At 58.7% G+C, this 18,841-nt stretch carries 15 protein-coding genes, 1 pseudogene and 1 riboswitch; of the genes and pseudogenes, 6 read left to right on the top strand and 10 right to left on the bottom strand.

Going from position 1 to position 18,841, the window contains the following annotated elements:
• Positions 1-25 precede the first annotated feature (25 nt).
• Entirely contained in the window at positions 26-292 is a 267-nt protein-coding gene (locus ACSQ8V_RS32640) for a hypothetical protein (protein ID WP_436208567.1), read from the bottom strand.
• A gap of 210 nt (positions 293-502) precedes the next feature.
• Here ACSQ8V_RS32640 and ACSQ8V_RS32635 point away from each other — a divergent pair, with 210 nt between their 5' ends.
• From ACSQ8V_RS32635 to ACSQ8V_RS32625, 3 genes and pseudogenes are all read left to right on the top strand, one after another.
• On the top strand, positions 503-919 hold the full coding sequence (locus tag ACSQ8V_RS32635; RefSeq protein ID WP_436208566.1) for a MarR family winged helix-turn-helix transcriptional regulator: 417 nt from the start codon (positions 503-505) through the stop codon (positions 917-919).
• Positions 920-965: 46 nt separating this feature from the next.
• On the top strand, positions 966-1,355 hold the full coding sequence (locus ACSQ8V_RS32630) for a tautomerase family protein (protein WP_436208565.1): 390 nt from the start codon (positions 966-968) through the stop codon (positions 1,353-1,355).
• A pseudogene (locus ACSQ8V_RS32625) lies at positions 1,328-1,525 on the top strand (sensor histidine kinase); the annotation flags it as partial. The gene ACSQ8V_RS32630 and the pseudogene ACSQ8V_RS32625, both read left to right, overlap by 28 nt.
• 669 nt (positions 1,526-2,194) lie before the next feature.
• Positions 2,195-2,298: riboswitch (glycine riboswitch) on the top strand.
• Between the two features lie 994 nt (positions 2,299-3,292).
• Here ACSQ8V_RS32625 and ACSQ8V_RS32620 read toward each other — a convergent pair.
• A complete protein-coding gene (locus ACSQ8V_RS32620; protein WP_436208564.1) occupies positions 3,293-4,225 on the bottom strand; it encodes a LysR family transcriptional regulator in 933 nt (310 codons plus the stop codon).
• Between the two features lie 110 nt (positions 4,226-4,335).
• Here ACSQ8V_RS32620 and ACSQ8V_RS32615 point away from each other — a divergent pair, with 110 nt between their 5' ends.
• The gene (locus ACSQ8V_RS32615; protein WP_436208563.1) at positions 4,336-5,622 is read left to right on the top strand and encodes an MFS transporter; all 1,287 of its coding nucleotides are present in this window, start codon (positions 4,336-4,338) and stop codon (positions 5,620-5,622) included.
• A gap of 146 nt (positions 5,623-5,768) precedes the next feature.
• On the opposite strand, the gene ACSQ8V_RS32610 is transcribed toward ACSQ8V_RS32615, so the two are convergent.
• Complete coding sequence (locus ACSQ8V_RS32610; protein ID WP_436208562.1) at positions 5,769-6,986, bottom strand: aminotransferase class I/II-fold pyridoxal phosphate-dependent enzyme; 1,218 nt, start codon at positions 6,984-6,986, stop codon at positions 5,769-5,771.
• A gap of 116 nt (positions 6,987-7,102) precedes the next feature.
• Between ACSQ8V_RS32610 and ACSQ8V_RS32605 the strand changes: the two genes are divergently transcribed.
• Positions 7,103-7,969, top strand: coding sequence for a LysR substrate-binding domain-containing protein (locus tag ACSQ8V_RS32605; protein ID WP_436185810.1), 867 nt, complete (start codon positions 7,103-7,105; stop codon positions 7,967-7,969).
• A 21-nt stretch (positions 7,970-7,990) separates the two neighbouring features.
• Here ACSQ8V_RS32605 and ACSQ8V_RS32600 read toward each other — a convergent pair whose 3' ends face one another.
• The 4 genes from ACSQ8V_RS32600 to metE form a co-directional block, all read right to left on the bottom strand.
• On the bottom strand, positions 7,991-11,107 hold the full coding sequence (locus tag ACSQ8V_RS32600) for a bifunctional diguanylate cyclase/phosphodiesterase (RefSeq protein WP_436208561.1): 3,117 nt from the start codon (positions 11,105-11,107) through the stop codon (positions 7,991-7,993).
• Positions 11,104-11,898 (bottom strand): substrate-binding periplasmic protein, encoded by a 795-nt coding sequence (locus tag ACSQ8V_RS32595; RefSeq protein WP_213766182.1) that lies wholly within the window; start codon positions 11,896-11,898, stop codon positions 11,104-11,106. Before ACSQ8V_RS32595 ends, ACSQ8V_RS32600 begins: the two co-directional genes overlap by 4 nt.
• Before the next feature lie 687 nt (positions 11,899-12,585).
• Positions 12,586-12,990 carry an FKBP-type peptidyl-prolyl cis-trans isomerase gene (locus ACSQ8V_RS32590; protein ID WP_213766181.1) on the bottom strand — a complete coding sequence of 135 codons (405 nt, stop codon included), beginning with the start codon at positions 12,988-12,990 and terminating at the stop codon, positions 12,586-12,588.
• A gap of 383 nt (positions 12,991-13,373) precedes the next feature.
• Positions 13,374-15,668 carry a 5-methyltetrahydropteroyltriglutamate--homocysteine S-methyltransferase gene (metE, locus tag ACSQ8V_RS32585; protein ID WP_436208560.1) on the bottom strand — a complete coding sequence of 765 codons (2,295 nt, stop codon included), beginning with the start codon at positions 15,666-15,668 and terminating at the stop codon, positions 13,374-13,376.
• An 89-nt stretch (positions 15,669-15,757) separates the two neighbouring features.
• On the opposite strand from metE, the gene ACSQ8V_RS32580 reads away from it, so the two are divergent.
• Entirely contained in the window at positions 15,758-15,931 is a 174-nt protein-coding gene (locus ACSQ8V_RS32580) for a DUF3717 domain-containing protein (protein WP_436208559.1), read from the top strand.
• Positions 15,932-15,997: 66 nt separating this feature from the next.
• Here the strand turns inward: ACSQ8V_RS32580 and ACSQ8V_RS32575 are convergent, their stop codons facing one another.
• From ACSQ8V_RS32575 to urtD, 3 genes are all read right to left on the bottom strand, one after another.
• The gene (locus tag ACSQ8V_RS32575) at positions 15,998-17,053 is read right to left on the bottom strand and encodes a HoxN/HupN/NixA family nickel/cobalt transporter (protein ID WP_436185806.1); all 1,056 of its coding nucleotides are present in this window, start codon (positions 17,051-17,053) and stop codon (positions 15,998-16,000) included.
• 216 nt (positions 17,054-17,269) lie between these two features.
• Positions 17,270-17,962: an urea ABC transporter ATP-binding subunit UrtE gene (urtE, locus tag ACSQ8V_RS32570; protein WP_436208558.1), complete on the bottom strand. Its 693-nt coding sequence runs from the start codon at positions 17,960-17,962 to the stop codon at positions 17,270-17,272.
• 11 nt (positions 17,963-17,973) lie between these two features.
• The gene (gene urtD, locus ACSQ8V_RS32565) at positions 17,974-18,801 is read right to left on the bottom strand and encodes an urea ABC transporter ATP-binding protein UrtD (protein WP_436206660.1); all 828 of its coding nucleotides are present in this window, start codon (positions 18,799-18,801) and stop codon (positions 17,974-17,976) included.
• Positions 18,802-18,841: the final 40 nt, after the last annotated feature.

Here is an 18,841-nt window from a genome sequence, read left to right as displayed (position 1 = left end):
TCACTGGAGCGCGTCGCTTGCGGCGTCACTCGGAAGCGTCAGGCGCGGAATGAAGGACGGGTGTGACCTGCTGCGCATCCAACGCGAGGCTTGCCTGAGCGGCAGTAATCGGACTGCTCGCGGCCTGGCCATCGGTTGGTGCGGCCAGCATGAGCGGCTCGACAGCGCTGGCCGGCAATGACGAGTTGGCCGAGGCTTGCGTGGCGCTGACGCTTGCCTGATCGTCTGGTCCGCAGGCGGTGAGCGCCAGCGTTGCTGATGCCATTAGTGCCAATATCGCGGTTCGTTTCATGCTGTCTCCGCTTGTCCGGGGATACGCGCAAACGTTTTCGTTGCATCGCGGACGCCAGTCTGAAGATGCTTCAAGAAAGTTTTGTGAAATATCTGGTAAGGATTGGCAAGGTGCAACGCGGCACTAAATGCTGTCGATTAGCTTTCGCATTGCATACCGGGAAATCAAAAACTAGTTGCATAGCGAATCATTTTCTCCTAGAGTGTTTTCATGTTCGATCACTGCATCTACTTCAACACAACGGCACTTGCGCGAACCCTCGAGCGCGAGTGGGCGAACGCGTACAAGACGTTTGGTCTGACGCCGCCGCAGGGATTCATGCTGCGTGCGGTGCTGGCGAAGCCTGGCATCGTGCAGAGCGAGTTGGCGTCTGAACTCGCCATTTCGCGGTCCACTGCAACGCGGACCCTGGACGGTTTGCAGAAGTTGATGTTTATCGAGCGTCGGCTTACCGCGTCCGACGGACGTGAGACCGCGATTCATCCGACTGGCGAAGCATTGCGAATCAAGGACCAGTTGAATGCCGCGAGCGCCGCAGTCACCAAACGTTTGAAGGCTGAACTAGGTGAGAAACGTTTTGCGACTACAGTCGCAAGCGTGAAAGATGCACGGTCTAGCCTCGACTGAATTTTTTCCTTAATAGTTGTATAGCGAACTAATTGGAGATGAAAAAATGCCGATTTTGAACGTGAAGGTAAGCATTGAAAAATCACCCGAGGCTGTTGCGGCCATATCGGACATGTTGCTTGAACTGACATCCAGTATCCTGGGCAAGAAGCGCGAGGTAACGGCGATCACCATTCAATTCATCGACCCGAATAGCTGGGTAATCGGTGGCCGGCTGCTAAGCGAGCAGAAAAAATCTAGCTTCTATTTCGATATCAAGATCACCGACGAAACAAATACGAAGGACGAGAAGGCACGGTATATCTCAGCTGTTTTTGAAGGGTTCGGAAGGATATTGGGCGATCTGCATGAAGAGAGCTATATCCATGTTGAAGATGTCAGGGCGGCTTCGTATGGGTACGGCGGACGCACGCAGGAGTACCGGTACCATCACTGAATTTTTTGCTCGCGCGCAGCGTGACGCTCGACTGGTCGCCGGTAGCGCGGGCGCGCAATATCGATCTCGGTTTCGAGCATGAGACGGATGCCGAGGTCATGGGGAATCGGGAATTGCTGGCGGAGCTGTGCGGCAATCTCATCGATAACGCCGTTCGCTATGCCGGCGACGGCTCCACCAACCAGGGCCTGCCGCTGGAAGTGTTCCTGTTTGTGAACGAGACGAGCGGGGAATCGTACGAACAAATTCAGTCGGATATATTCGACTATGTCTACGGCATCTTGCCGCTATTCCACTTGCGCGTCTGGCAAATGCGCTAGCGGCGCCGGGTAGGAGCCCGGTCGCGCCCGCATTATCCAGCCAGCCCTTCGACAATACATACGACAACAGCAAAAGCGCCAATACAGGCGGCCAAAGTAGCTGCTGCCTTCGCAAAAGGGGTCATGCCGGGCTCCAATCTGTTAGGGGAAGGGCATTTTATATTGAAATGAAAGCAAAAAGAAATAATTGTATTAAATGAAAGATTAAAGAAATCAGGCGCTGTTGAAGGGTGGACCGCTGGGTCATTACTGACTCGGGCTCGCAAATAATAATTAAGTATCCTTAGTACCTTGCTATAAGAAAGGCCCGGCCCGCTCTGCGTCGAGACGTGCATCCGGCGTTTCCGATCGACGTCAGTGATGAGTCACGAGCGCCGCTGCCCAGTCGATCCCCTTGCTTATCGGACGGTATCTTGGCGGGGTTCTAATCGCTAGCGCGGGAGAGAGACTGTCACGGAACACGGTGACGGCGCCGATGGAGCAACCGCCCCGGAAACTCTCAGGCCCAAGGACCGCTTAGCAGGAACATCTGGAGAGCGGCGCTTTAATGCGCCCACCGACGGGGATGTCGTGCGTACAACGCCGCGACTGAAACTCTCAGGTAAACGGACAGATGGGGCATAGACGCCGGCAATCCCGGCGATGCCCAACTTTCATCTGGACCTTGTCATGTCGCGAATCGCCATCATTGGCGCCGGTGTTACCGGCGTCGCGAGTGCTGGGGCTAGCGGTCGGGGTTGATGCCGGGTTGGTGCTTTCGGCCTTAGCGGTCTGCGAGAGTCGGATTTTCTCTTTATCACTGTTAGCCACTGTGCGTGGCGGCACGTCATTTCTTTGTCCAAAGCGACAAAGAAACGAAGCAAAGAAAACGCTTTCAAACCACGCTACCCTAAGTGTCCACAGCGTGCAGTTTCTATTCATAGGTGCCCCAAAAGCACGGTGCTCGCCAGAGCGAAGGATGTTTGAACCCCTCCTTCTCGCGAATCCTGACACGAACACGCTTCGCCCCGTACGCTCTCGGGCAAGCACCATTGCCAAGGGACCAGCACGGCCTCACGCGTTCTGCCGGCCGTGTTTTTTGATGGGTTCGCGGCCTGGTTCGCGCGGCCATATTCGTGGATCACAGCTTGATGTCTAGCAACTCGATACGTGTTTAGTGCTTCAGTTTTTGGTAAGTTGGATGCGTGCTTACACGGTTATTTTCGTCGGTTGCGGCCTTACATATTGGGGGGCTTTATTACTTGGCTGGTTGGCGGCGTGGTCCGTCGTGCATACAAATTCGGTGGTTGGTCGTCCGCGGATAGCGCGGGGTGCCCCTTGGGCAGGTTCAATCACTGGTGGCGAAGCGTGTGGGTATCGGTGTTCGGAGAAGGAGGGGTTCACACATCCTCCGCTCTGGCGAGCACCGTGCTTTTGGGGCACCTATGAATGAAAACTGCACGCTGTGGACACTTAGGGTAGCGTGTTTTAAAAGCGTTTTCTTTGCTTCGTTTCTTTGTCGCTTTGGACAAAGAAATGACGTGCCGCCACGCACAGTGGCTAACAGTGATAAAGAGAAAATCCGACTCTCGCAGACCACCACGGCCAAAAGCACCAACCCGGCATCAACTCCGACCACTAACACCCCAGCACCGCCCTCCCCACGCCCCCAAACCCGTCCACCGGCACGAGCGAAACTTCTCGCAACGGACGCTCAACCGGTGCATCAAGCACAAGACGTCCAAACTCCTGCGCGGCCAGCGTCGGCTCACCCTTGCCCCACAACAGCCTGAATTCCGCTTCCGGCAGGAGTGGCAAACCATACTGCCCATCGACCACCACAATGCCCGGCTCCAGGTCATCGCGTGTCAGCGGCGTGATCGCAAGCCCCGCCATCACGGCGGCACGGATACCCGACTGACTCGACGATGTAAAAGCGACATGCCAATCCACCGGCAAGCCATCGAGCGCTTCGAGCGCCACTCGCCGATTCACACACGGCGCCGGAAACAACGCGAGCGGCAGCGACGCAGCCTCTCGCGCTTCGAACGACTCGGCCGCCGCCCAGACGAACCGCGTTCGCCGCAACACGATACCGTCAGCATCCCGATCTGCCTCCGAACCCACGCACAGCACCACGGCAAGATCCAGTTCGTGCGCGGCAACCATCGCCTGCGAATCAAGGCTCATGCCCACGCTCACGTCCAGCCGAACATTCGGAAATGCGCGCGAGAATTGCGTCAGCAGAACAGGTAACCGTTCTCCCATGAAAATATCCGGCGCTCCAAACCGGACAACACCAGAAGCCGGCGAAGATTGAAAACGCTGAGTAACCGCGTCCATTGCATTCAGGATTTGCATCGCGTAACGCAAGAAATCCTCGCCATCTTCAGTCAAGGTCAGACTGCGCGTGGTGCGATATAAAAGCGGCCGCCCCACTTCTTCTTCAAGCCGCCGTATCTGGTGACTGATCGCGGACTGCGTGAGGTTCAGCCGTCGCGCCGCCTTGGTAAAACCGCCAACTTCGGTGACAGCAACAAACGCGCGCAGGAGGGCAAGATCGAGGTTCATGGTCGCAATCAATGATGACGAAGCTTAATCAATGATAGTAAATTAAATCATTTCCATCATAAAGCAAGACCGCCGAGAATAAATCTAACGACTTCTTCCGGTAGCCTGCCATGGATGTTTCGCCTCGCTTAGCAAATCAACTGGCTGTCACGCTGCTGCTGACCACCGTGATCGCCGCGACCTACGGGTTCGGCGTTTACCTGTTTCCTGTCGTCCTGCCGCAGATGAAACAGGACATCGGTTTCGACTATGCACAGGCCGGGTACATCACGGCTGCGCGGCAACTTGCCAATGTCGCGATGGCGCTGTTATCGGGGCTCGCTGCCGCTCGTTTTGGGGCGGCCAGGGTCATGCTCACGGCGACCGTGCTCTCGGCCATCGACCTCGCTGGCCTCGCGTTCGTCGACAACACATGGATGATGGGCGCAGTTGTCGTCACGCTCAATGCCTGCGCCGCCGCGACCTGGGTCCCGATGATGGCGCTGGTCGCACCATTGATCGACGAACGGCATCAGGCAAAAGCAATCGGTGTCATTGGCAGCGGCACGAACTACGGCGTCTTGCTGAACGGGCTGATGGTGCCCGCGTTGCTGGCGTCGTGGGGCTGGCGCTCTGTCTGGCTCGTGAGCGCAGTGCTGACCGCCATATTGAGCGGCGTGATCGTCCTCGTGTTTGCACGGCTTGGCCGTGCGTCGGCCGCACAGCCAAGCGTCACGCCACCGCGCCAGGTCAAGCATCCGACCGAACGCCTCGGGCTGCGGCGCATGCTCGCCAGACAATTCCTGCTGGTGTACGCCATTGCATTGTTATGCGGGTTTGCCGGTGTGCCGTTCATCACCTATTTCTCAGCTTATTCGCACGATGACCTGCATCTGGGTCTCGATGTAACAGCGCACGCGTGGGCGCTTGTGGGGCTCGTCGGCGTGGTAAGTGGACTGGTGCTCGGTATGATCGGCGATATGCGTGGCAGTCCTGATCGAAATGGGCACACGCAACGCGACGGCATGCGCACCGCACTCGTCAGCGCCGGGGTCCTGCTTTTGTGCGCGTCGCTGATCGCCGCGTCGCGTCCGGGCAGTTATGCGCTGATGGTCGCGGCGGTCGCCCTGGGCTTTTCGTTCTTCCCGATTTTCGGCCTGCTGCACGCGTATGTCGGCAAGACAAGCGAACCGGCTCTCGCCGCGATGGTATGCGGAATCTGCGAAGCGGCGTTTGGTGTGGGCGGGGCGTTGGGAAACGTGCTGGGTGGCTTATGCAAGACCGTATTCGGTTCGTTTCAGCCGGTGTACGGGTTGGCATCGGCGGCCTCGGTCATCCTCGTCGGACTGGCGTTCCTCATGCCGAACACCCGACGGACTACGCCGGTTTGCAGAAGCGGACTCGCCGATTTTTGGTGAATTCCGCTACCGGTTTCACGCCTCCCTGACCTGCATTTGCGTCCGAATTACGGAAGCAAACCCGGACGCAAACCGTACACGCACATCCTCTAAAGGAACGACTGCACAAAGCAAGGTTAAAAACCACGCCTGCAGAAACTCAAAAATTATCCCCGCTCTTCGAATGCGCGACGCAAGGACAACGCGATACCTTGCGCGGCCCGCTTCACTTCATCGAGTGCTGGAAAGGTCGGCGCAACGCGCAGATGCCGATCGCGTGGATCAAGGCCATGAGGGAACGCAGCGCCTGCTGGCGTCATCGCAATACCGGCGCCAGCGGCCAGCGCGACCGTGCGTTTAGCCAGGCCATCGGGGCTATAGAGACTGATGAAATAGCCCCCGTGCGGGACGGTCCAGGACACGCCCGGCAGATCGGCAAGGATTTCGCTGAAGGCCGTTGTCATGGCGTCGAACTTGGGTCGTAACAGCGCCCGATGCCGCTCCATCAAACCCTCCAATGTCAGCCGGTCCCGCAAAAACCGTACGTGCCGGAGTTGATTGAGCTTATCCGGTCCAATGGTCCTGATAGCCGAGCAACGCTGCCACCAGTCGATATTTCGCCGCGACGATGCAACGAACGCTAACCCCGCCCCGGCAACAGTAATCTTGGACAGCGACGCGAACACCAGCGCCCGGTCCGGATGCCCCGCCGCCGCGCAAGCCTCGATCATGTTCAACGTGGTGTGCTTGTGCTCAGTCAGGTGATGGAACCGGTACGCGTCGTCCCAGAACAGGCGAAAGTCGGAGGCGGCGGTTTGCATCGAGGCGAGACGGTGAATTGTATCGACCGAGTAGATTTCGCCGGTCGGATTGCTATAGAGCGGCACGCACCACATGCCCTTGATGGCTGGATCGGCGGCGACCTGTGCTTCGACAAAATCCATGTCGGGACCATTGCCGGTCAGCGGTACCGGGATCATGCGCACGCCAAGCGCCGCGCAGATCGCGAAATGGCGGTCGTATCCCGGCACGGGACAAAGGAACGCGACGTCACCCGCGTTGCGCCACGGCTTGCCGCCGGCCATGCCATGCAGAATAGCGAATGCCATGGCGTCATGCATCAACTCGAGGCTGGAATTACCCGCAGCCACCACCTGCTCCACGGCAACCCCAAGCAGATCGGCGCCGAATTCACGTGCCTCGGGCAGACCCAGCGCATGGCCATAATTGCGGCAATCAATACCGTCCCGCGACGTGAATTCACCCGCTTTCAGAGCGTTGGCCAGTGCGTCCGAGGACAGGTCGAGCTGTTCCGGAGACGGCTTTCCGCGAGTCATATCGATTTTTATTCCGAGCTTCCTGAAGTCATCGTAAGTCATCGACATCGTTTCTTTTCCGGCGTTTACGCGTTGAGAGACGCCTAGTATGTGAGGCTCATCGGATTCAGGAAAGCGAGTTATATTGAAGACTTCGTTCAGATTTTCTGATACCGCCAATACCCATGAAAACCTTCGACCTGGATGCGCTCTCCATGTTTGTTGCCGTTGCCGACACCGGCAGCTTCCTGCGTGGCGCCGCGCTCGTGCATCGTTCGCAATCCGCCGTGAGCATGCAGATCAAGTCGCTGGAGGCGTCTTTAGGCAAACCCTTGTTTTCGCGCAAGCCGCGCAACATCACGCTGACACAGGACGGCCATGTGCTGCTCGCCTACGCGCGGCGTTTGCTTGCCCTTCGCGACGAAGCCTGGGCGTCGATTGTTCGCCCGGACGTCAGGGGGCGGGTGTCAATCGGGGTGCCGGACGACTATGCATCGTCTCTCCTGCCCTCCGTGCTGAGAAAATTTTCGGCCAGCTACCCCAAGGTCGAGATCCAGGTCATCGGCATGCCGAGTAACGCACTGGCGCCGCTCATCAAGGAAGGCAAGATCGATCTCGCCTGCATGGCGCGAATGAAGGGGTTGAGCTGCGAATTTATCCGGCTTGAACCCATGGTCTGGGCCGGTTGTGCCGTCGGCAACGAAGTCTGGAAGGAACGTCCGTTGCCCATTGCCGTCTTTGCACCGGGTAGCGTCGCGCGGTCCAAGGCGATCCAGGCGCTCGAACGGGCGAAGATCAGCTATCGCACATCTTATGAAAGTCCGAGCCTGCTGGGTCTTTTCAGCATGGTCGAAGCGGGGCTCGCGATTGCTCCGCTGTCCCGATGCAGCGTTCCGGAACGGTTCGTCCAGCTCGGCAGCGCGGAGGGACTGCCTGCCCTGCCGGACCTGGAAATCGTGCTCGCGCGCAGCGCGGGATCGAACCGGCCGCCCTGTGATTTTTTGGCGGAACAGATCCTGACCGACCTGCGAATCCGAGCCGCTGCGAAGTAATGCGGTCCGCCGGCCAAGCTGCTATGCACGGGCCGCTTTCGGCTTGATTTGCGCTCTGCCGGCAAACTCTTCGAACCCTTCAATAGGCAACGGCCTGCAAAAATAGAAACCCTGGTACGCATGGCAACCGACACCGGCCAGGAAATCGCGTTGTTCTTCAGTCTCCACGCCCTCGGCAATGACCCCTAATCCCAGGCTCTGCGCCAGCGCGACAATCGTCCTGGCAATCGCTGCGTCGTTTGGATCGACGAGCACGTCGCGCACGAATGACTGATCGATTTTCAACTGATCCAGAGGCAGGCGCTTCAAATACGAAAGCGACGAATAGCCGATACCGAAATCGTCCAGTGAAAAGACCACACCCCGGGCCTTGAGTGCATGCATCTTTTGAATGATGTCCTGCACGTTGTCCACCAGCACGCTTTCGGTCAGTTCCAGCTTGAGCCGGTTCGGGTTGGCGCCCGTTCGACGGATCACGCTCAACACCTTGTGCACGAAATCGGGCTCGCGGAACTGCTGCGCGCTGACATTGACTGCGATCGTCAGGTAGGACATGTCCGGCCGCATTGCCCATGACGCCAGTTGAGTACACGCGGTTTCGAGCACCCAGTTTCCCAACGCCAGGATCATCCCGGTCTCTTCAGCGAGGTGGATGAACTCCGCGGGCGGCACGAGACCGCGCTGGGGATGTTGCCAGCGCACGAGCGCTTCAGCGCCCATGACCCGGTCACCGTCGAGCACCTGTGCCTGGTAATACAGCAGGAACTGATTGCCCTCTATTGCCTGTCGCAAGCCGGCCTCGAGCGCAGCCCGTTCCACTACCACGGTCTGCATGGCCGGGTCGAAGAAACACAGCGCGTTGCGCCCCAGTTCCTTCGACTTGTACATGGCGAGGTCGGCCTGCTTCAGGAGTTCGTCGATGGATGTCTGATAGCCCCGGAACACAGTGGCGCCAATGCTGGCAGTGCTGCGGTAATCGATGTCATCGAGCTGATACGACTTGCCAAGCACGCCAAGGATTATCTCGCCCACGGCTTCGGTCTGGCCGGCCGCCTCTTGCCAGGTTTCGTCCAGGCTTCCGAGCACCACCACGAACTCGTCGCCGCCTACCCGCGCCACGGTATCGCCGTCACGTACGCTCGCAGCCAGTCGCTGCGCCACCTGCTGCAGCAGCAGATCACCCTTGTCGTGGCCCAGGGTGTCGTTCAGCGTCTTGAAGTGATCCAGGTCGATGAACAGCAGCGCACCACACGCACCACTTCGCGCGCTGACCGTAATGGCCTGCGTCAGACGATCCAGCAGCAGCGTGCGATTGGGCAGACGCGTCAGGGCATCGAAGAAGGCAAGCTCCTTGATGCGCTCTTCCGCGATCTTGCGTTCGGTGATGTCGTGATGCGTGCCCACATAGTGGCTGACGACGCCGCCTTCGCCTGTCACCGCCGAGATCGTCAGCCATTTCGGATAGACCTCGCCATTCTTGCGACGCCCCCAGATCTCGCCCTGCCAGCCGCCCATGCGGTGGATCGTTTCCCACATCTCGCTGAAAAAAGCGTCGTCGTGATGGTGCGAGCGCAGCAATCGCGGCGTCTGGCCCACGGCTTCTTCAGCGGTGTAGCCGGTGCACTCCGTGAACGCGGAGTTGACGCGCAGGATGGTGTTGCTGGCATCGGTGACCATCATGGCTTCGAGTGAATCGAACGCGACCGCCGCAATCCGCAGTTCGGCCTCGACTTGCTTGCGGTCGGTAATGTCGCGACCGCTGGTTCGAAAACCCGTGAAAACGCCTTTGGCGTCGGTGATCGGAACCCAGGAAACGGATAACCAGACCAGCGTTCCGTCCTTGCGAACGCAGCGGAATTCGAGGTCGTCGCCACGGAAGCCCTGAAGCCCCTTCAGGAACTCGGGGGCAACGCGGGCGCGGTCGTCGGGATGGATCAGCGTGCCGGCGAAGTCGGTCATGGCCATGCATTCGGCGACGGTATATCCGGTGTATTCCTCGACCGATGGATTGATCCAGCGTGGTTTGCCATCCGGTCCCCACCAGACTTCCCAGTTCACCGTGCAGTCCGCGATCGCGCGGAACTTCTCCTCGCTCTCGCGCAACTCGCGGGTCATCTTGGAAGCCAGCCGCATCGCGCGGCCGCGGCCAGTGACCATCAACCAGGCGAGCAGTGCCAGCAGCAGGCTCAGACCGGTACCGGTGACGGCAATCAGTGCTTCGGCGTTACGGCCGAAGCGGCCCTTGAAGTCGTCCAGGGTGCTCATCGAGAGCGTCCAGTTGTGCCCTGCGACAACCAGGTACTCATTGGCCGAAATGAGCGGGGGCCGATGCTGCTCGCCCATGACACGGGAGCGATACAGCAAGGCCACGGCGGACGGCTCCACGCCGTCGTAGATGGCGAACGCGAGTCCGGGCAGCGGGTCGCCGTAAAGGCTGGCGATGACATCGTGCATGCGAAACGACGCGTACACCCAGCCGGCAAGATGCGCCCGGCGCTCGACAACGCTGTCGTGCGGCTGGCCCCGGTTATAGATAGGCAAGTACATGATGAAAGCGGGTTTTGCATCCGGGCCGATGTCCACGCCCAGGCGGACTTTCCCGGAGACCGCCACCATGCCGGAATCGCGCGCCTTCTCCATGGCCTGCCGCCGAACAGGGTCGGCCCACGAATCCAGTCCGAGTGGAGCGAGGCTGCTGGTAGCGGGCGGTTCGCGCTGGATGATCGGCGCGTAGTTCTCACGCAAGCCCTGCGGCTGGATCGTGTAGCCGGCAAAACCCATCTGATGCATCGCGGCAATATGGACGTTCCTGCGCGCTGCCGGTACCCATTCGATGACCCCGATAGTCTGGATGCCGGAAAAATTGGCGTCGAGATTGAGTGCGCTGACGTAGTCGCGCAAGTGGTCACGGTCCATCTGGCCGGTGGCGGCGAACAAGCCCTGCACGCCGCGCAGCATCTGCTCGTAAGTCGACATGCGCTGTTCGACGCGGCTGACCACGTCGCCCAGTGAAAAATTGAACTGGGAGAGCAATTCGTTGCGGGAAGCTTGCCGTTCGTGATCCCAGACTATCCACGTGACGCCAAGCGCGGCGGACAAGATCAGCAAGGGCAGCAATACCAGGCGCGCCCAGGTCACGGGGGGGCCTGGAAATCGACCATGGATCTGGCCAGATCGGGTTTGAAGTACTTCTCGAAAATACGCAGCACGGTTCCGTCCGCGCGCATCTCGTTCACCAGCGCGCGCCACTTGTCCTGCTCGGCGGGCGGCAGCGCCTTCTTCGACATGATCACGCCATGAGGGATGGCGGGATCGTTGAACTCGATGATAGTGGTGACATCGCGGATATTCTTTTCATCCAGCGCGGGGTAGTCGAAGGGCTCCATGATCATGCCCTGGATACGCTGATGGATCAGCGCCTCGTACAGCGGCGCCAGGCCGCCGGCCTGACTGACGCGATTTTCAGCCGCGAGCGTGTCGACCAGCTTGTTGGCGGAGTCGCTGTACCGGAAGCTGCGAATCACGCCCAGTTGAAACTGGTCGCTACGCTCGAAATCGGCTAGCTGATGCATGCCCGCGTCCTTGCGCACCAGCAAATAGTATTTGTTGCTGAAGTACCAGGCGAACGAAGCGAAGCGGTTACGCTCGTCGTTGGCAATGCCGGACAAGCTGAAATCGAGCGCGCCGGATTCGATCAATTGCCAGATGCGTGCGCGCGACATGAGGCTGACATTAATCTTGCAGCCGCTGCGGCGGATCAGTTCGTCGGCGAAATCCTTGTCAATACCTGTGTCGGTATCGGCGGAATAAAGCAGGCCGTGGTCATGCAGTGCAAGCGTGAAGGGACGTGAGCAATCCGGGCCTGCCGCGACCGCACGGCCGAGGCATGAGATCACCAGTAGCAAGCCGCCCAGAGTGTGTCGGATCACAGCGTCGCCATGGTGGTGGAAGTGACTAGAATACAGCCCTCTTTTTATTAACACCGGTCGCGGGGGCGTGCTTGGTGATTCAGGCCCCTCGACAACGAGTTATGCAGGGAGTCTTTTTCAAGACGCCTTTGCATATCCGATCTGCCGCACGGAAAACGACAGAAAATTGCTTATTCTGGCAGTCCCGGCAGGTAATCGGTTTAGTAAAAATGATAACGCCCCGTGAATTAATACTACCGGACGCTTATTAAAACTGCAACTGACGGGAATCATTTGCCAACCCCCGGTGTAGCTACGGGTTCTACCGTACCGGCAACACGTGGCATTGGATTCCGCCGCTGTAGAGCCATGTTCCGACCTTTGGCTGTCAATGGTCTGCACGTCGGCGCATAGGCTAGCTAGTGCAAGTGACAGATTCGTGTGCCCTGTTCGCGTCGATAGTTTTATTTCGCACCCGTCAATCCCCTGATTAAAGATCGGGCTGTCTCAACGGCAAACTCATAGGGAAGGAGGGTTTTCCACTGGAATGAAATTAAACGTCCGCAACACTCACGAATCCATTTGATGGCGTTACACGATGGCGTTAGACAACAGTGCTATTGCGATAGCAAAGGATATCGATATCGCAATGGCACAGGACGCGCGATTCGCATGATTGCGTGCGAGCGAATGCGCGTTGTATAGGCTTTAGTTGCCGATTTTCAGCAACTCGACTTCAAACGTCAGCGTGCTGTTCGGCGGAATCGGGCCTACGCTACGATCGCCGTACGCAGTTGCCGGCGGGCACACGAGCTTGGCCTTGCCACCCACCTTCATCTTCTGAAGGCCTTGTGTCCAGCAAGGGACTACCTGGCCGAGCGGGAACGATGCCGGCTGCCCGCGCTTGTACGAGGAGTCGAATTCGGTGCCATTCGCGAGCGTGCCGCGATAGTTGACGGTCACCGTGTCGGCGGCGGTAGGCTGCGCCCCGGTGCCTTCCTTGATCTGCGTCACGATGACGCCGGAAGGAAGCGTTTCAGTCGCGCCCGTAGCAGCATAAGCCGATGACGAAGCGATAAAAGCAAGAGCGAGCAGCAGTGATACTTTTTTCATAAAGCGTCCAGAACGTCCCGAAAGTGGGTGGGGTGAGTAAAGTACAAAGTCAACTAAGCCAAGCCAAATACAGTAGCACGGACAGGCCACGGCATGGCAGAACCTCGTTTCGAGACGATTCTTTACGGTTCTTTACGGGTAAGCTCGGGTGGACTTCAGTGTGGGCCGCGTGCGTTCGCCAAACGGGCCTTCTGCACGCCTTCTGCACGTTTCGCCGTACAGGATTGAGAGTAACGCCGGGTCATGGTGACAAGCGTCGCAGGCAGCCCCTCAGGGGCCGCGGTGCCCACGAAACAATGTCCAGGAGCCACGGCAAGCCGGTTAAAAGTCGCCGGCGGCAATGGCATGGTGGCCCAAAGCCGCACTCGCGCGCTGACGAACGCTCAGACTTCCGCTATTTCCTTATTTCTTGCGGCAAGCGTCTCCCGCACGGCGCGGGCCGCCAGGATCATGTTTGTCAGTGCCGCTTCTGTCTCCGGCCAGGTGCGCGTTTTCAAACCGCAGTCAGGATTGACCCATAGATGCTCCGCAGGAATGACCTCGCATGCACGCTCAAGCAAGCGCTGCATTGTCTCCACGTTCGGCACTCGCGCCGAGTGCGAGTCGTAGACGCCGGGACCGATTCCGTTCGGGTAGGCAAACGCACCGAAGCCGTCCAGCAACTCCATTGAAGAGCGCGATGTCTCGATCGTAATTACGTCCGCATCCAGCGCCGCGATGGAGGGGAGAATGTCATTGAACTCCGAATAGCACATATGGGTGTGAATCTGCGTCGCATCGGAGACGCCGCTAGCGGAGATCTTGAAAGCCCGAGTCGCCCAGTCAAGATAACCGGGCCACTCGGCCCGGCGCAAGGGCAAGCCTTCGCGGAACGCCGGTTCATCGATCTGGATAATGCGAATGCCGGCCTTTTCAAGGTCTGTTACCTCGTCGCGAATGGCCAACGCAAGCTGCAGCGCCGTTGTTTCGCGGGGTTGATCGTCACGGACAAAAGACCATTGGAGCAGGGTCACCGGTCCCGTAAGAATGCCCTTCATCACGCGGTTGGTCAGGGATTGCGCATGGCACGTGTTGTCCACCGTCATGGGCTCAGGATGATAGATGTCGCCGTAAATGATGGGCGGCTTGACGCAGCGCGAACCGTAGTTCTGAACCCAGCCGTTCTCCGTCAGCGCATATCCCCACAGCTTCTCCGCGAAAAATTCAACCATGTCGTTGCGTTCGGCTTCGCCATGCACGAGGACGTCGAGTCCGAGTTCCTCCTGCTTGCGCACGGCTGTTGCGATCTCCGCGCGCATGCGTTCCAGGTAATCGAGTGCGCCCAGTTCCCCGCGCCGGTACGCCGCGCGAGCTTGCCGGATGGCTAGCGTCTGGGGGAACGAACCAATGGTCGTGGTCGGCAGAAGCGGCAACCTGAGCGTATGCCGCTGCACTCGCTGGCGCACGGCGAAAGGACTTTTGCGGCTCGCCATTGCTTGGGTGATGGCAGTGGTCCTTCGCTGCACGAGGGTATTGATGATCGTGTCCGAATTGCGTCGTGTATCGAGCGCTGCGTTCGACGCGGCAAGTACAGACCCGGCTTCCGCCGAATCGCTTAATGCGAGCGCGATGGCGGCAACCTCATCAAGCTTTTCAGTCGCGAACGCAAGCCATGACGTTAACCGGTTATCGAGCCTTTTCTCCGAAGCAAGCGTGACCGGCACGTGCAGCAGAGAACAGGACGGAGCAATCCATAAGTTATCCGAACGTTCTTCGCTCAGACTCCGGAGCGCGTCGACGATTTTGTTGAGGTCTGCCCGCCAGATATTCCGGCCGTCGATCACACCCACCGACAGCACTTTGTCCGCCGGCAGCACCGCGCGCCACGTGTCCAGTTGCTCGGGCGCCCTGATCAGGTCGATATGAACACCCTGCACAGGCAGTGTCGCGATGAGCGGTGCATGGTGAGCGGCGGTGTCGAAATAAGTACCCAGCATTACCTTGTTGCCTGACGCGCCAAGCACATCGTAAGCCGCGTAAAAGGCCTCGAGCCATTCGTCATCCAGATCAAGGCACAGTGCCGGTTCGTCCAGTTGAAGCCATTCAATCCCGCGTTGCTTCAACCGGTCGAGAATGCGCATATAGCGAATCAGGAGTTTCGGCAGAAGTGAAAGCCGGTCAAAGCCGGGAATGGGGCTCTTGGACAGCCACAGGTACGTAATCGGGCCGATGAGAACCGGCTTGACAGAATGATCCAGTGCGAGCGCTTCATCGATCTCGTCGAAGAACCAGTCGACGCCACCATTGAATGTCGTACCTGGCCCCAACTCCGGCACGAGATAGTGGTAATTCGTGTCGAACCACTTGGTCATCTCCATCGCGGGTTGTGCCTTGTTGCCCCGCGCCAGCTCGTAATATTGCGCGAGCGAGAGGGTCGACGGTTCGAATTCGAACCGCTCAGGCAACGCGCCCAACAGCGCGGTCAGGTTCAGCATCTGATCGTAATAGGCGAAGTCGCCGACCGCTACGAAATCCAGCTTCGCCGAGCGTTGCAACTCCCAATGGCGCGCACGCAATGCCGCGGCGACGCCATGCAAATAAGCATCGTCGCACTCCCCGCGCCAGAACGCCTCTTGCGCGAACTTGAGTTCGCGATGTGCGCCGATGCGCGGAAAACCATGTAGATGAGTGCGAGCCATAACGCGTCCTTAACCGAGTGGCCCACAGTCTGAATGCCGGCGTGTTATTCAACAAGCGACATGTTTTCATCTTCCTATTAGTTTCATTCATGTCGGCGCAACTCGCGCATCCTTGCGCACTCTGCCGGGAAGCGCGGGTGCTCGCCGATGCTTATGGGCAGATGATCTTTTCACGAGCCGACGCGATCGATGCGTCCTCACTTAGCAGCGAGCAGATTCAGGCACTGACGAGTGCCCTGGATCAACGCGGTCCGGTGCGTTAGCTGTTTGTGTCCGATTGGGAAAGTAAGGAGTGGAGCCGCCCGAACCCGTGCGGCCTCGCTCATGCCTTAGCGGCTAACTTCCAGCTCGTCAAAACGTTTTGCACGATAGATCAGGACCGACACGATCCAGCTAAAGGCGAAAATGCCAATAATCACAAAGCCGAGCGTACCGAAATTATCGTTCAAGGTCCCTATGGCATCCCACACCGGGCCTTGCAGTTTCAATTGATCGGCGAGCAGCCCAAGCGCCTCTATACCGCCAATCACGACGGCCACGATGACGGACACCAGCGTGATGGTCATGTTGTAATAGATTTTCCGGATCGGCTTCAGGTAAGCCCATCCGTAAGCACCGAGCATCAGGTGACCGTCCAGCGTGTCTATCAGGGACATGCCCGCACTGAACAGCACCGGGAACACCATGATCGCCCAGGGAGAGAGCCCTTGCGACGCCTGGGTTGCCGCTATGCCGAGCAAACCAATTTCAGTCGCCGTATCGAATCCCAGACCGAACAGGAAACCTAGCGGATACATTTGCCAGCTTCGCGTGATCATGCGAAACAGCGGGCGAAAGATGCGAGCCAGAAATCCGCGATCGGCCAGAAGCAGATCGAAATCGTCATCGACATAAGCACCACCGCTCCGGATGTTGCGCCACGCTTTATAGATCGACCTCAGGATAATCAGGTTCATCAGGGCAATCGCGAACAGGAACAGCGCCGACACCAACGTGCCGACCACTCCGCCAATTTCCTTATAGTGGTCGAATCGGCCTTGCATGGCCGACGTTGCAACCGCCACGCCGACAGAGGCGAGTACGACCACGCTCGAGTGCCCAAGGGAAAAGAAGAAGCCGACCGCAACGGGGCGTTTCTTCTCCTGCATGAGCTTGCGCGTGACATTGTCGATAGCAGCAATGTGGTCGGCATCCACCGCATGACGCAGCCCGAATCCGTAGGCCAGCAATGCGGTTCCCAGCAGTACCGGATGATGACGGAACGCCACCAGTGCCCAAACCCAGGCGACGACATTGATCGCAATCAATATCCCGTAGATGCCGAAAAGCTTGCCCCGCACTTTGGCGCCTGAGTCATTAAAAATCTGTACGAGTTGAGAAATCATCTGGGCAGCCCTCGGGAAGACGCGTCCCGCTTGAATTGGAAAACGATCGGGAGGAGAGGTCTGACTCTTGGTTCGGCAATCTAAAAGCTTACGAACCAAATACAGTGGCGCGACCGTGCCGGGTTCTCACCGGCTTCTCCCCTTGTGTGCTTTTACGCCGTGCCTGTCGCGATGTCTATGAATTCACGGGCAACATGTATCAGCCATCGATCATACCTAAACCGCGATCAACTCCCGCACGCCCTGCGCTTCCATATCCGCACCTGCGCCACCCGCTACGATCTCGCCGCGGCTCATGACCCAATACCGGTCGGCAAGCTCGCGCGCGAAGTCGTAGTACTGTTCGACCAGCAGCACCGTCATGCCCATTTCATCGACGAGTTGACGCAACGTGCGCCCGATATCCTGAATGATCGACGGTTGAATGCCTTCTGTCGGTTCATCGAGAATGAGCAACTGCGGCTCACTCATCAGCGCCCGGCCGATGGCCAACTGCTGTTGCTGGCCGCCCGACAGATCGCCACCGCGTCGACTTTTCATTTCCTTGAGCACCGGGAACAGCTCGTAGATCCGGTCCGGGACTTTCGATGGCGCTTTGCGGCTCGCCGCGCCCACCAGCAGGTTTTCCTCAACTGTCAGCCGCCCGAAGATGTCGCGTCCTTGCGGCACGTAAGCCAGGCCGCTCGAGACGCGCTTGTAAGTGGGCATCGACGAGATCTTCGCGCCGCGCCAGGAGATCGTGCCGCTTTTGGTGGGCACCACGCCCATCAGGCAGCGCAATAACGTCGTCTTGCCCACGCCGTTACGACCCAGCAGCACCGTGAGTTTTCCATCAGGCACGGTCATCTTCACATCGCGCAGGATGTGACTGCCGCCGTAGAACTGGTTGAGGGAATCAACTTCGAGCATGGGTATTTCCTCTATCGACCGAGGTACGACTCGATCACTTTCTCGTTGCGCTTCACTTCGTCAAGCGTGCCGTGCGCGAGCACGCTGCCTTCGGCCATCACCGTCACCCGCCCCGTGTCTCCCGAGAGCGCCGCGACGAACTCCATGTCGTGCTCGACCACCATCATCGAACAGGTGCCGCGCAGTTTGTTCAGCAATTCCGCGAGCTGCATGGTCTCATGGTCCGTCATGCCGGCAGCGGGTTCATCGAGTAGCAGAAGCGCCGGCTGCTGCATCAGCAACATGCCAATCTCCAGCCGCTGCTTTTGACCGTGCGACAGTTCACCTGCGAAACGCGTGGCATCGGCTTCAAGGTGAATCAATTCCAGCGTCTCTTCAATCCTTGCCTGTGCCTCGCGGTCGAGCTTCGACCTGAGCGAGGCTAACCACCCCTTGTCGGTTTTCATCGCGAGTTCGAGGTTCTCCCACACCGGATGGTTCTCGAACACGGTCGGCTTCTGGAACTTGCGGCCGATACCCGTGCGCGCAATCACCGGCTCCGACATGCGCGTGAGATCAAGCGTCTGGCCCAGAAACACCTTGCCCGAATCGGGCCGCGTCTTGCCGGTGATCACGTCCATCATCGTGGTCTTGCCCGCGCCGTTCGGTCCGATCACGCAGCGCAATTCACCCACATCAATGGACAGCGTCAGCTTGTTGAGCGCCCGGAAACCATCGAAGCTCACGGTCACGTCTTCCAGATACAGGATCGTGCCGTGCGAGACATCGATCTCACCCGGTTCGAGCACGTGACCCAGACCCGTGATGCCGTTCTGGTTGCGTTCGCTCTTTTCGTCCATCTCCGGCAGCGGTGGCAGATCGACAATCAATGCGTTGTAG

This window comes from Caballeronia sp. LjRoot31 (assembly GCF_964253885.1).
Lineage (GTDB): Bacteria > Pseudomonadota > Gammaproteobacteria > Burkholderiales > Burkholderiaceae > Caballeronia.
This window is presented reverse-complemented; position numbering and strand designations above follow the sequence as displayed.